The organism is Chryseobacterium pennae (assembly GCF_003385515.1).
GTDB lineage: Bacteria > Bacteroidota > Bacteroidia > Flavobacteriales > Weeksellaceae > Chryseobacterium > Chryseobacterium pennae.
In genome coordinates, this window is record NZ_QNVT01000038.1 from 1 (window position 1) to 12,356 (window position 12,356).

Sequence of the window (12,356 nt, forward strand, 5' to 3'; positions counted from 1 at the left end):
TATGTTGCAAACTGATCTATAGAATATTTGCTGTGGTAAAAAGAGAGGAACCTTTTGTAAATTTAACAAGATATAATTTGCATATGTCTTAGAATACACGAATGTTCATATTAAAATAAAATAGCTCTAAGATCTATGTTTCTATGCGGTTCAATCTTTTTTAACCACATAGAAATATAGATGATAAATGGACATTAAACTATTCGTGCATCCGTGGCGATTATTCAGCAGTATTCAATTTTATCATAGATAAAATCCTTGCGCCTTAATAATACAGCCTATTCATAGTAATCTTGCGTCTTTGCGTTTTCCAACACATTATCACCTTCAGGAATCAACAGTTTTCCCCAATCATTCAACTGCCACAGAATGGTAACCAACTTTTCCCCAAGTTCAGTCAGAGTATATTCAACTCTGGGAGGAAGCTCATTAAAAGACTGCTTCGTCAGAATGCCATCTTCCACCATTTCTGTGAGTTGCTGATTAAGAACTCTCCGGTCTACTTTCGCAATTCCACGCAAAAATTCACTGGGGCGTTTCTTTCCCTCATTAATCTGCCAAACGATGGGAATTTTCCATTTTCCACTAATGGTATTAACGGCGACTTCCAATGGACAAATTTTATTTTCTTCAGCTCTTCCCTTTATTTCCATAAAATTGACTTTTTTATCCCTATGGGTGAAAAATATGCGTTATTGCTTATTTATAGCGGCTTTTAGACCTTTGTAAAAATAATAAAATTTAGAAAAATGAATACACTGGCCAAACAGATCGAACATTTGAATCAGGAATTATCTTCGCAGCTTCCACAGGAAATACTGGAGGCATTTGGAAACTCTATAGAGGATTTAAAGACAAAAAAAATTAATGAAAACAGCGTTCAGATAGGAGATCAGATGCCGGAATTTTCATTACCAAATGCTTTAGGAAAAATAATTAGTTCTGAAGATATTCTTAGAAATGGGAAAATAATTTTGGCTTTTTACAGAGGAAGCTGGTGTCCTTACTGTAATCTGGAATTAAAATTTTTACAGGATCATCTTTCCAGAATAAAAGATAAAGGAGCCACTTTAATTGCTGTTTCTCCACAAAGTCCGGATCAGTCTTTAAGCATGATGGGAAAAAATAAACTTGAGTTTGAAGTATTGACCGATATTGACAATAATTTTGCTGAAAAATTAGGAATCACTTTTCAGTTACAGGACTTTGTAATTCCTTACTATAAAAGTCTTGGAATTAATCTTTCTGATTTCAATAAAAATAATGATAATGTTTTACCGGTTCCAGCTGTTTTTGTGGTGGATGAAAATAGAGTAGTTACTTATAAATTTTTAGACGTAAATTACATGAATCGAGTAGATGTGGAAGAATTAATAAATTCATTATGACAGAAAAAAGAAAAGGAGCCCGCTCTATAAAAGATATTCCAGCTGATATTTTATTCCAGTTGAACAGAGGTGAAATTGAAACGGCTAATCTTACAGAATGGCTGGCGGTAGACCAAAGACTTTTACTTAAAAATTTATTAGAACAGAATAATAGAGTAGAATATTTAAATCCGATTCTGGAAAAGGTGGGTCAGTTGAAAAAGCAGACAGTCAATACAACCAATGAAGCTATTGGATTGGGAATCCTTGATCTTGCACTCAAAAACCGGGATGAAAATTTTCTTTCAAAGTTATCCACACACCAGGCGGATCTGGTTCGATGTTGGGCAGCTTATACCATTGGGCGAAATAACGCTTTTAATATTGAAGAAAAGCTGGAAAAGATCAAATCCTTTGCCTCAGACACTCATTTTGGGGTAAGAGAGATCTGTTGGATGACAGTACGTCCGGACATTTCGAAAAACCTTGAAGAAAGTTTGTCAATCTTATCAGGATGGACGAATCATGATAATGAAAATATCAGACGTTTTGCCAGTGAATCCACAAGACCAAGAGGAGTGTGGTGTGAGCATATTGATGAATTAAAACAAAATCCCGGATTAGGACTGGAAATCTTAGAATCATTAAAATCTGATCCTTCAAAATATGTACAGGATAGTGTCGGCAATTGGCTGAATGACGCCAGCAAATCCCAACCGGAATTTGTAGTGGAGATATGTGATGAGTGGCTTCGGAAAAGTGATACCAAAGAAACTCAATATATTGTTAAAAAAGCACTGCGTACCCTCCGTAAGTGAAAGTTATCCACAAAGTTATAATTTGAATTAAAAATATGCTCAGATTTTTTCCAGATCAAACTATCAGCTAAATTTTATAGTATCACATCAAAAGACGATTGATTTTTGATGCTGAGTTTTAACCTACCCTTGCCAAGGTTATAAACCTTGACAAGGGTAGAAAGACAGAAAACCAGATTGAAGCATTTTGGAAATCAATAAATGAATTGTATTAAAATCATCTGCATAAATCTGTAGTTAAAAAAGTTATCCACAATATGGGATTGTAGAAAAATATTGATATATCTATCATAAATACAATTGATTATAAAATGTTCTGTTGAAAGGGTTTTTCAGCAATAACTCTAATTGATAAGCTAAAAAAGTTATCCACAATATGGAATTGTAGAAAAGTAGGTCTCGTATTTATCATAAAATTAAGAGGTTATAAAATCCCCATTTTAAAAGACTTTTCAAAAATAAGTCTAATCTTCAATGTGAAGAAGTTATCCACAATGTTAAATATGATTAAGAAATGTTCTCGAATTTTTCCGGTCAAAATATCCTTCTAAAAAAGAATCATCCGTGTAAATCTGTTCAATCCGTGGTTAAAAAAGTTATCCACAATATGGGATTGTCGATTAATAGATGCTATATCTATCATAATTATAGTAGTTTATGAAATATGCTTGTTGAAAAGGTTTTTCAGAAATAAGTCTAATAAATCGTGTTGAAAAGTTATCCACAATGTCAGAATATGAATTAAAAATCCTCTCAAATTTCTTCAGCTCAAAATGTCATTTAAAAAAAGAATCATCCGTGTAAATCTGTTCAATCCGTGGTTAAAAAAGTTATCCACAATATGGAAGTGTTGATTAATATATGTTATATCTATCATAATTACAGTAGTTTATGGAATATGCTTATTGAAGAGGTTTTTCAGAAATAAGTCTAATAAATCGTGTTGAAAAGTTATCCACAATGTCAGAATATGAATTAAAAATCTTCTCAAATTTCTTCAGCTCAAAATGTCATTTAAAAAAAGAATCATCCGTGTAAATCTGTTCAATCCGTGGTTAAAAAAGTTATCCACAATATGGGATTGTTGATTAATAGATGCTATATCTATCATATTTATAGTAGTTTATGAAATATGCTTGTTGAAAAGGTTTTTCAGAAATAAGTCTAATAAATCGTGTTGGAAAGTTATCCACAATATGGAAATTTGAATTTGAATCACCCCTATTTAAAATCACCATTTCTCAGTCAGATACTTCCAATATCTTTTAGGAACATGTTGTACATGAAGTTTCAGGTTTTTCCTTTCAATAATATTGGTTTTTGTAAAATATCGCTGCCAAAGCGTTTGATAGTTCTTTTCCTCCTCATGAAAGTTCTCCTGATAATTCCTGATATCCAGTTTTTCATCCGGATAAAAGAAATCTGAGGTTTCCAGATCATAAAGAATTCCATAGTTTCTTCTCAAGTCATAGATCATCCACTTCTGATCCTGATAACGGTCACTAAAATGTTTTCTGATCAAAGGAAGAACATTGAAATCAGGATCTATTTTTGAGAAGAAAATATCGTCCTGCATTTTCTCGAAACGGACAAAAGCTGTCATTCGATGACTTTCTCTGTCAACTGACTTACAGATTTTGGAAATCTTCATGATATCAGCATCTGCGTAATTTTCCAGAATATTTTCTTCTGGATTTTTTATAGATTGTCTTACTGCGGATAATGTTACTTTCTCCAATTCCGGATCTTCAGATAAGAAAACTTTTAAAAGTTTATAAATACCCTGCTTACCAAGATTTTGTTCCAATTTTTTCAGGACCCGATCAGATTTATCTGTTTGGGTAATGACTTCATGGATCTCAGCAAAAATATTTTCCTGATGGAATCTTTCTTTGCTTGCTATTTCTACATTCTGATAACGGTATTCGAAAACTTCAAATATCGCTGTGAAAAGGCCTTCGAAACTGCCATCATAAAGTATTGTGTGCATCTGATATAATAAATCTAAATTGTATAAATAATTTTTTGAAAACTGTCAGACGATTTAATCATCTTTAAAAGCTTTCTAACCCAAGAAAGTTTATTAAATTTATTTTTCGGAATCCGTCTTTAAATTCAGTACCGAAGATACTCTAAAAATAAAATACTAGGATGAACTCAATGATCATAAAACCTAAAAATGAGATTCTGAAAAAATATATTCAGTATTTCCTTTTCTTTAAAAAAACGGATCAGGAACTTTTAAATTATACTACTTTTCCCAATACTAATCTCTGTCTTGCAATTTATAAACACAATCAGGTTTCCTATACCAATGAAGGTGAAACTAACCTTTGTGAAATTACCAACGGTAATACTTTTATAAGCCGGTTATATGGATTTCATAAAGCTCCTTTTAATGTAAATATTCATTGTGCCCTGGATCAGATATGCATTGTTTTTCAACCTTCGGCTCTAAGGGTTTTTACTGATGAGTCTTATGAAAATCTCATGCTTTCCGAGACTGTTTTTGATGAGATATTTCCTTTTGAAAGAAATTTCCTTGATGAAATTTTTGATATGACTGATTTTGCAAAAAGAGCTGATGCGCTTGAAATTTTGCTTTGCGAAAATTTAAAAGACAATATCCCCTACAAAATAAAAGAAGCATTGATCCTTATTAATAATAATGAATTTCTAAGTATTGATGAGCTTTCTAAGAACCTTAAAATTAGTGAAACTACATTATTCCGTTTATTTAAAAATAATTTAGGACAGAATCCTAAATCTTACCTAAAAACAATACGATTCAGGAACGTATTAAATGATATTTTGAAACCGAGAAATTCTCTCACAGGAATTGCATATCAAAATCAATATTATGATCAGTCTCATTTTATTAAAGATTTTAAAAATCTTACAGGATTTGCCCCCAATAAAATAGCAGAAAAAATATCTGTGACCCAAAAAGATTTAGCATGGATTTATCAAAAATTAGAAAATGAATGATTTTTACAATTTTTATATTCTTTAATTGTTGTTTTTTGCCTGAAAATATTGTTAATGAAAATTAAACTTTTTGTGTGGATTGCTGTTGTGTTTTCTTGTAATCTTTGGAATGCACAGACCTCATGTAATTGTAAAGAGGTGTTACAGAAAATAATTTTGAAAATTGAAAGCGAATATCCCGGATTTGATACCAAAACAAAAGATAAGCTTCTGTATGAAACCTTGAAGAAAAATACGCTTACTTCTTCTGATAATGTGAAGAATGATGAAGCTTGCCTGGATGTGTTGAAAAGCTATACAGGTTTTTTCAAAGACAGACATATTTGGGTTCTGCCCAACCAGGTCAGCCAGGCTGTTCCAAAGCCGGGGATTAATACTAAGCCATTAGATATAAATCTTAAAAAGTTTATTAAAGATATTCAAAAGCAAAAAGATGAATTTGAAGGAATTTGGAAAAATGACGATTATGAAATTGGTGTCAAGAAAATAAATGACAAAGAATATGTAGGATTTATTATAAAAGCTGACCCAAAATACTGGAAACCTAACGAAATTAAATTCAGGTTATTCTCAGATGGAAGTTATGAATATTACAGCCAGGATCATTCTATACAAAAAGGAAAATATAAGATGTATGACAACACACTTTTATCCTTTAATGAGATCAAAATCAATTTTGTAAAACAACTCCCCCATCCAGCATTGAGTGCTACAGAAATTGAAGGTAAAATAAGCGAAATCAATGGAACTTATATCAAAAAAATAAGCCCAAAAACAGTGATGATCAGGCTTCAATATTTCAGTTATTCATTTGTAGATAAAATAGAAAAACTACTGAAAGACAATAAGAAAACTTTGGAGGAAGCAGAGTTCTGGATTATTGATGTAAGAGGTAATGGAGGAGGAACAGATAATGCTTATAGAAATATTTTGCCTTACATTATGACCAATTCTATAAGAAAGCTTGGCGTTGAATATTTAGCGTCACCTACATTAATTCAGACTTCGGAAAATTATTTAAAAGGAATAATGAAAGATTCTATTAAAAATAAAGAAGAAATAATCAATTTAAAGACAAGAATTGCCCAGTTAAAAAATAGCCCGGGAGAATATGTGAATCATAACCAGAGTAAAGTCACTGTTGATTCAATCTCCTTAGCTGTTAAAAGTCCTGCTCAAATTGTAATTTTAGCAGATAATCATACCGGAAGTGCTGCTGAAAATTTTCTTTTAAGTGCAAAACAAAGCAAAAAAGTTAAAATTATGGGAACTCCGTCTTCAGGAGTTCTGGACTATGCTAATGCAATGTTTTTCGACTATGGATGCAATGATTATAAATTACTGATGCCTACTTACCGATCTTTCAGATTACCGGACTATCCTATTGATAACATTGGAGTGCAGCCAGATATTTATCTTGACGAAAGTGTTAAAGACTGGGTTCATTTTGCGGTAGATTATTTGGAAAATTAAAATAAACTCAGCTGCTGTGAAAATTGATTATGAAATTTAGAAGAACTTCCACCAATCAATAGTTGTCTGAAGTTTTTATCCGTTAAATATTTCAGATAGGCATTGCCTGCATTAAAATCAATAAAATATTTAGCTCTGTTAACAGCTGTTCCCAATTGTTTCAAATGATCCAGTGTTAACATCTGAAAACGTCTTGCACTGATGATTTTCTGAGCAGATTTGACTCCAATTCCCGGAATTCTTAAAATCATCTGATAATCGGCAGTCTGGATATTTACTGGAAACTGATGTAAATTTCGGAGTGCCCAGCTCAGCTTGGGGTCCATTTCTAAATCAAGAAAAGGAATATTGGGATCTAAGATTTCTTCAGCTTTAAAGCCATAAAATCGCATCAGCCAGTCAGATTGGTATAATCTGTTTTCACGAAGCATCGGAACTGCAGTAGTGAGTGAAGGAAGTCTGTTGTCCTCTAAAACCGGAACATAGCCGGAATAATACACCCTTTTCAGGTTGAAATTTTTATAAAAGTGATCTGCAACTTTGATAATTTGCAGATCATTTTCATTAGTGGCTCCTACAATCATTTGTGTAGATTGTCCTGCAGGGGCAAACTTAGGAACCTTCTTTAAAATCTTTTTTTCGTCCTGATACTGGATTATCCCTTTTTGAATATATCTCATAGGGTTGATCATATCCTCTCTGTTCTTTTCAGGAGCTAATAATTTTAAACCACTTTCGGTTGGGATTTCCAGATTTACCGAAAGCCTGTCCGCATATAATGCTGCTTCCTGCATTAATTCATCGCTCGCTCCCGGAATAGATTTCAAATGAATATAACCGTTGAAATTTTCTTCCAGACGTAATTTTTTGGCAACTCTTACAAGCCGTTCCATCGTTGTATCTGCATTTTTGAAAATTCCGGAACTTAGAAATAATCCTTCAATAAAATTCCTGCGGTAAAAATTAATGGTCAGGTCTACAACTTCCTCTACCGTAAATGCCGCCCTTTTTATATCATTTGAACTTCTGGATACACAATAAGCACAATCATAAATACAATGATTGGTCAGTAAAATCTTGAGTAAAGAAACACATCTTCCATCTTCGGTATAGGTATGACAAATGCCGCTTGCGGAACTATCCCCCAAAGCCCCTTTTTTATTCTTTCTGGTTCCTCCGCTTGATGAGCACGAAACATCATATTTTGCAGCATCTGCGAGGATTTCAAGCTTTTCTTTAAGACGGTCAAAATTCATACAGTAAAGAGTTTGATATTATTTTTATCGTAATTATGTTTTAATTTTGTTCAAATTTAGTTCCAAAATTGATAAATGTCAACCTTTTTTCATAGAAGTTATCAACAAAAAAGAGTCTCAAAATCATTATATTTACGCCTCATTAAAGTTTATATCATGAATCATAAACCGATCGAAGGTTTTTCCAAGCTTCCAAAGCAGGGGAAAATCGACTGGCTTGTAAACGAATATCTTGAAGGTAATCAGGAATATCAAAATATATTAAAGCAATATTGGAATGAAGATGCAGATCTTCAGAAACTTCACGAAGAGTTTTCTGAAAATACAATTTCCAATTTCTATATGCCCTACGGAATTGCGCCCAATTTTTTAATTGACGGAAAATTATTGGCACTTCCAATGGCCGTTGAGGAAAGTTCAGTCGTAGCTGCTGCTTCCAAAGCTGCAAAATTCTGGATTGATAAAGGAGGTTTTAAAACAACTATCATCAATACAGAAAAATTGGGACATACCCATTTTATTTTTGATGTAGAACCTCACAAATTATTACATTTCTTTAATTTCAGTTTAAAGAAAAAATTACTTGAATCTACAGAAGATATTACGGCCAATATGAGAAGACGTGGTGGTGGTATTCTGAATATCAACCTTGTGGATAAAACAGCAGAAATGCCTAATTACTACCAGCTGAAGGCTAGTTTTGATACGGTAGATTCAATGGGAGCTAACTTTATCAATTCATGTCTTGAACAGTTTGGTAAAACAATGAGACAGGAAGTTGCAACAAGCGATGACTTCACACAGGATGAAAAAAATTCATTGCAGATCGTAATGAATATCCTTTCCAATTTTACTCCTGATTGTATCGTAAGAGCTGAAGTTTCCTGTAAAATGGAAGACCTGAAAGATGACAGCGGAATTTCTCCTGAAGAATTTGCTGCTAAATTTAAGCAAGCCGTTACCATCGCGGAAATTGAACCTTACCGTGCAACCACTCACAATAAAGGAGTGATGAACGGAGTAGATGCTGTAGTAATTGCTACCGGAAACGACTTCAGAGCAACTGAAGCTTGTGCCCATGCATATGCAGCAAGAGACGGACAATACAGATCATTGACTCATTGTACAACTGATAACGGAGTTTTCAGATTCTGGATAGACCTTCCGATTTCTGTAGGAGTAGTAGGAGGTTTAACGAATCTTCATCCTTTGGTAAAATTCTCTTTAGCTTTACTTGGAAAACCATCCGCTCAGGAATTGATGAGTATTCTGGCTGTTTCAGGATTGGCCCAAAACTTTGGGGCATTGCGTTCATTAGTAACAACAGGAATTCAGAAAGGTCACATGAAAATGCACTTACTGAACATTCTGAACCAATTAGGTGCTACAGAAGAAGAAAAAGAACATTTTGTAACATACTTTAAAGACAAGACAGTTAGCCATCATGAGGTTATCAATGAGTTTAACCGAATGAGAGAAAACTAATGTTACAGATAATTCTGCCCATCCTGTTTCTGGCCTTTGGATTCTATTTAAAGAAAACAACATCACCTGGCTTCAGAACTTCCAAGAAATTTGCCAATATGTTTATTATACTGGGGATTTCTACCTTGGTAGCCAAGTTTATTTTAATGTATTTAAATTCAAAATAGTGAAAAAAAAGGTCTTATTTTTCATGCTGGTTTCCGGTTTAAGTTTTTCACAACAGAAAAATTTAAAAATAAGTGACTTGCAGCCAAAAACGAAAGACTTTGTTTTTCCTGTTATTTCCTATTCCGATAATTCCGGAATAGAGAATAAGATCAATCTTTTTCTTCAGGTAAGCGAACTGGAATATATTCCCGCATCAGAAGGAAATCCTTCTGAAAAGGTGAATGCAGGAGCTACTTCATACGCAAACTATGTATATTTCTATGATTGGAAAAAGTTGGAAACTCCTAAAAATATTCTAAGTATCAGTATTGATGGTGAAGCTTCAGGAGCTTATCCCGAAGAATTTTCAGACTGGAAAAATTTTGATATGAGGACCGGAAATTATATCAATGCTGAAGATTTATTTCAAGCAGGCACTATTAAGACTGTCAATGGTTTGATTCAGAAGAAAATCGAAAAAAGAGTCAATAACTTTCTCATCAAGCTAAAATCTCAAAAAAATGCGTCAGAAGAAGTTCAGGAACAGATTGGTTTATATGAAGGGTGTTTCACGGATTACACATTGAATGGCATCAGGTATTTCTTTGGAAAAGATAAGTTGACCTTTGTGGCAGGCAGATGCTCCAATCATGCGATGCGGGCTCTGGATGATTTGGGAAGCCATAAACTTGAATTCACCTATAAAGAACTTGAAAAATATTGGAGCCCTTATGCCAAAAATCTGATTTCCGGTTCTGAAAAAATTGATAGAACAAGTCCTGGAAATAAATTGTACAAAGGAAAAATTGATGGAAAATATCCAATTACGGTTTTGTTCAACGAAATCAATGAAGACGATTCCTTCTCAGCAATTTATTGGTATGATAAGAAGAAGAAACAAATAAACTGGAGAGGAGAATTTGTTCATGACCATTTTTCAATCACAGAAGACGGTTACCATAGTGAAGAATTGAAACAATGGATACCAAGAGCCTTAGTGGAAGCCGATTTAAAAGGAAATAAAATCATCGGAACCTGGCAGGACAATAAAACAAAAAAATATTTAACCCTAGAATTAGAAGAGTTATAAAATGAAAACAATTACTTTAGTTTTTGGAGCAGTTTACGGAATGATATCTGTAATCCTGGGTGCATTCGGAGCACATGCTTTAAAGAAAATATTAGCTGTTGAAAGACTGGAAAGTTTTGAAACAGGAGTGAGATATCAGATGTACGCAGCATTTTTTCTGTTGATCATCGGATATATTTTAAAATTTGAAACTTCTGCAGAAAAATGGACATCCATTTTGATGATTGCAGGAACATTGTTATTCTCAGTGAGTATCTATTTCTTGAGCATGCAGGATTACCTGGGAATGAACCTTAAATTCTTAGGACCTATCACTCCACTGGGAGGTTTGATGATGATTTTAAGCTGGGGAATGCTGATTCTTTATTTTGCTAAAAACAAAATTTAAAAATGAAAATCAATAGAAGAAGACGGATTATAAGAACGTTCAACCTTTTGGATCAACCGATGAGGTTCAATCCGTTCGTATTCAGCCGTACTTTTTTCATGTGGGCCTTTACAGGGCTGGTAGGAGGTATTATTGCCGGTGGATATTGGATCGTGCTGGAACATTTTACTGAGTTTTTAGCCCATTTCCAGGGCTGGCAGGTAATTCCAACAATGGCAATCTGTGGACTGCTGGCAGGTTTGGTCATTCATTTTATAGGTGACCCTGGAGAAATCCATCTGATTGTGAATAATATCAGATTCAACAAAGGAAAACTGGAACCTAAAAATAATCCATCCATGATTCTTTCCTCCCTCTTTTGTGTGGCATCTGGCGGAAGTTTAGGACCGGAAGCTCCTTTAGTACAGGTTACCGGATCTACAGGAACCTGGCTTGGGAAAATTTTCAGATTAAAAGGCGAAGAACTGCGTTCATTGAGTATTGCAGGGATGGCTTCAGGTTTTACCGCTCTTTTTGGAGCGCCACTTGGAGGAAGTCTTTTCTCATTGGAAATTTTACATCATAAACATGCGGTTGAATATTATAAAGCCATTATTCCGGCATTGGTTGCAAGCTGTTTCAGTTATCTGATGTTTGCTTTAATTATTCATTTGGGAATTGGAGCAACCTGGGATCTGAAAGCCTACCATTACACCGGAGTATATGATTTTCTATACGCAACTTTATTTGGGGCTGTAGGAACCTTTTTTGGCTGGATTTTCATCTTTGTAGTGAAATTCTTCAAAAAGGTTTTTGAATACAGAAAATTTCCAATCTACATCAAAACATTAGCAGGAGGGCTTCTGTTAGGGATTATTGCTTACAATTTTCCGATCACAAGATACTTTGGACACAACGAAATCAATCAGTTAATCGGAGGGAATTTCGGATTGAACTTCCTGATTTTGGTTTTGGTTTTTAAAATATTAGCCATTGCCATTACGGTTACTTCAGGCTGGAGAGGAGGTTTTATCATTCCGCTGTTCTTTGTAGGAACGACTTTGGGACTCATTATCCACAATTTATTTCCAAGTGTAGACACAACTTTAGCTATTGTAAGCTGTATGGCTGCTATTAATGCTTGTGTAACAAGAACACCAATGAGTACAACCATTATTCTGGGAACATTAACTGGGTTTACCTATTTTGTTCCTATTTTGTTCGCTAGTCTTACAGGATATTTTCTTGCTCCGAGAATTCCTTTTATCGGCTCTCAGTCGGAAAAGCTGGTAGAAGAATAGTTATAAATATATATACATTTAAAAGTCAATACTTGGTCAGGAGAGTATTGGCTTTTTTGTTTTT

General features: G+C 33.9%; 11 protein-coding genes. 8 read left to right on the forward strand and 3 right to left on the reverse strand.

Annotated features, from left to right (window positions below; translation table 11 throughout):
* Nucleotides 1–278: 278 nt before the first annotated feature.
* Nucleotides 279–653 carry a winged helix-turn-helix transcriptional regulator gene (locus tag DRF65_RS25890; protein WP_115973598.1) on the reverse strand — a complete coding sequence of 125 codons (375 nt, stop codon included), beginning with the start codon at nt 651–653 and terminating at the stop codon, nt 279–281.
* A gap of 96 nt (nt 654–749) precedes the next feature.
* Here DRF65_RS25890 and DRF65_RS25895 point away from each other — a divergent pair, with 96 nt between their 5' ends.
* Together DRF65_RS25895 and DRF65_RS25900 are read left to right on the forward strand one after the other, a co-directional pair.
* Nucleotides 750–1,388: a peroxiredoxin-like family protein gene (locus tag DRF65_RS25895; RefSeq protein WP_115973599.1), complete on the forward strand. Its 639-nt coding sequence runs from the start codon at nt 750–752 to the stop codon at nt 1,386–1,388.
* Nucleotides 1,385–2,185, forward strand: coding sequence for a DNA alkylation repair protein (locus tag DRF65_RS25900; RefSeq protein ID WP_115973600.1), 801 nt, complete (start codon nt 1,385–1,387; stop codon nt 2,183–2,185). Before DRF65_RS25895 ends, DRF65_RS25900 begins: the two co-directional genes overlap by 4 nt.
* Nucleotides 2,186–3,416: 1,231 nt before the next feature.
* On the opposite strand, the gene DRF65_RS25905 is transcribed toward DRF65_RS25900, so the two are convergent.
* Nucleotides 3,417–4,175, reverse strand: coding sequence for a TIGR03915 family putative DNA repair protein (locus DRF65_RS25905; protein WP_115973601.1), 759 nt, complete (start codon nt 4,173–4,175; stop codon nt 3,417–3,419).
* Nucleotides 4,176–4,336: 161 nt separating this feature from the next.
* On the opposite strand from DRF65_RS25905, the gene DRF65_RS25910 reads away from it, so the two are divergent.
* Both DRF65_RS25910 and DRF65_RS29040 read left to right on the forward strand, forming a co-directional pair.
* A complete protein-coding gene (locus tag DRF65_RS25910) occupies nt 4,337–5,173 on the forward strand; it encodes a helix-turn-helix transcriptional regulator (RefSeq protein WP_115973602.1) in 837 nt (278 codons plus the stop codon).
* A 54-nt stretch (nt 5,174–5,227) separates the two neighbouring features.
* Nucleotides 5,228–6,646, forward strand: coding sequence for a S41 family peptidase (locus tag DRF65_RS29040; protein ID WP_228438952.1), 1,419 nt, complete (start codon nt 5,228–5,230; stop codon nt 6,644–6,646).
* Here the strand turns inward: DRF65_RS29040 and DRF65_RS25920 are convergent.
* On the reverse strand, nt 6,643–7,902 hold the full coding sequence (locus DRF65_RS25920) for a putative DNA modification/repair radical SAM protein (RefSeq protein WP_115973603.1): 1,260 nt from the start codon (nt 7,900–7,902) through the stop codon (nt 6,643–6,645). The genes DRF65_RS29040 and DRF65_RS25920 overlap by 4 nt on opposite strands.
* Before the next feature lie 156 nt (nt 7,903–8,058).
* Here DRF65_RS25920 and DRF65_RS25925 point away from each other — a divergent pair, with 156 nt between their 5' ends.
* The 4 genes from DRF65_RS25925 (at nt 8,059) to DRF65_RS25940 (ending at nt 12,292) form a co-directional block, all read left to right on the forward strand.
* Nucleotides 8,059–9,387: a hydroxymethylglutaryl-CoA reductase, degradative gene (locus DRF65_RS25925; RefSeq protein WP_115973604.1), complete on the forward strand. Its 1,329-nt coding sequence runs from the start codon at nt 8,059–8,061 to the stop codon at nt 9,385–9,387.
* A gap of 166 nt (nt 9,388–9,553) precedes the next feature.
* Nucleotides 9,554–10,624 (forward strand): hypothetical protein, encoded by a 1,071-nt coding sequence (locus DRF65_RS25930; RefSeq protein WP_115973605.1) that lies wholly within the window; start codon nt 9,554–9,556, stop codon nt 10,622–10,624.
* Between the two features lies 1 nt (nt 10,625).
* Nucleotides 10,626–11,012, forward strand: coding sequence for a DUF423 domain-containing protein (locus DRF65_RS25935; protein ID WP_115973606.1), 387 nt, complete (start codon nt 10,626–10,628; stop codon nt 11,010–11,012).
* Between the two features lie 2 nt (nt 11,013–11,014).
* The gene (locus DRF65_RS25940; RefSeq protein ID WP_115973607.1) at nt 11,015–12,292 is read left to right on the forward strand and encodes a chloride channel protein; all 1,278 of its coding nucleotides are present in this window, start codon (nt 11,015–11,017) and stop codon (nt 12,290–12,292) included.
* Nucleotides 12,293–12,356: the final 64 nt, after the last annotated feature.

Bases quoted from the DNA above. Each gene is read 5' to 3' on its own strand.
- DRF65_RS25890 (WP_115973598.1), bottom strand. From the start codon at position 653: ATGGAAATAAAGGGAAGAGCTGAAGAAAATAAAATTTGTCCATTGGAA.
- DRF65_RS25895 (WP_115973599.1), top strand. From the start codon at position 750: ATGAATACACTGGCCAAACAGATCGAACATTTGAATCAGGAATTATCT.
- DRF65_RS25900 (WP_115973600.1), top strand. From the start codon at position 1,385: ATGACAGAAAAAAGAAAAGGAGCCCGCTCTATAAAAGATATTCCAGCT.
- DRF65_RS25905 (WP_115973601.1), bottom strand. From the start codon at position 4,175: ATGCACACAATACTTTATGATGGCAGTTTCGAAGGCCTTTTCACAGCG.
- DRF65_RS25910 (WP_115973602.1), top strand. From the start codon at position 4,337: ATGAACTCAATGATCATAAAACCTAAAAATGAGATTCTGAAAAAATAT.
- DRF65_RS29040 (WP_228438952.1), top strand. From the start codon at position 5,228: ATGAAAATTAAACTTTTTGTGTGGATTGCTGTTGTGTTTTCTTGTAAT.
- DRF65_RS25920 (WP_115973603.1), bottom strand. From the start codon at position 7,902: ATGAATTTTGACCGTCTTAAAGAAAAGCTTGAAATCCTCGCAGATGCT.
- DRF65_RS25925 (WP_115973604.1), top strand. From the start codon at position 8,059: ATGAATCATAAACCGATCGAAGGTTTTTCCAAGCTTCCAAAGCAGGGG.
- DRF65_RS25935 (WP_115973606.1), top strand. From the start codon at position 10,626: ATGAAAACAATTACTTTAGTTTTTGGAGCAGTTTACGGAATGATATCT.
- DRF65_RS25940 (WP_115973607.1), top strand. From the start codon at position 11,015: ATGAAAATCAATAGAAGAAGACGGATTATAAGAACGTTCAACCTTTTG.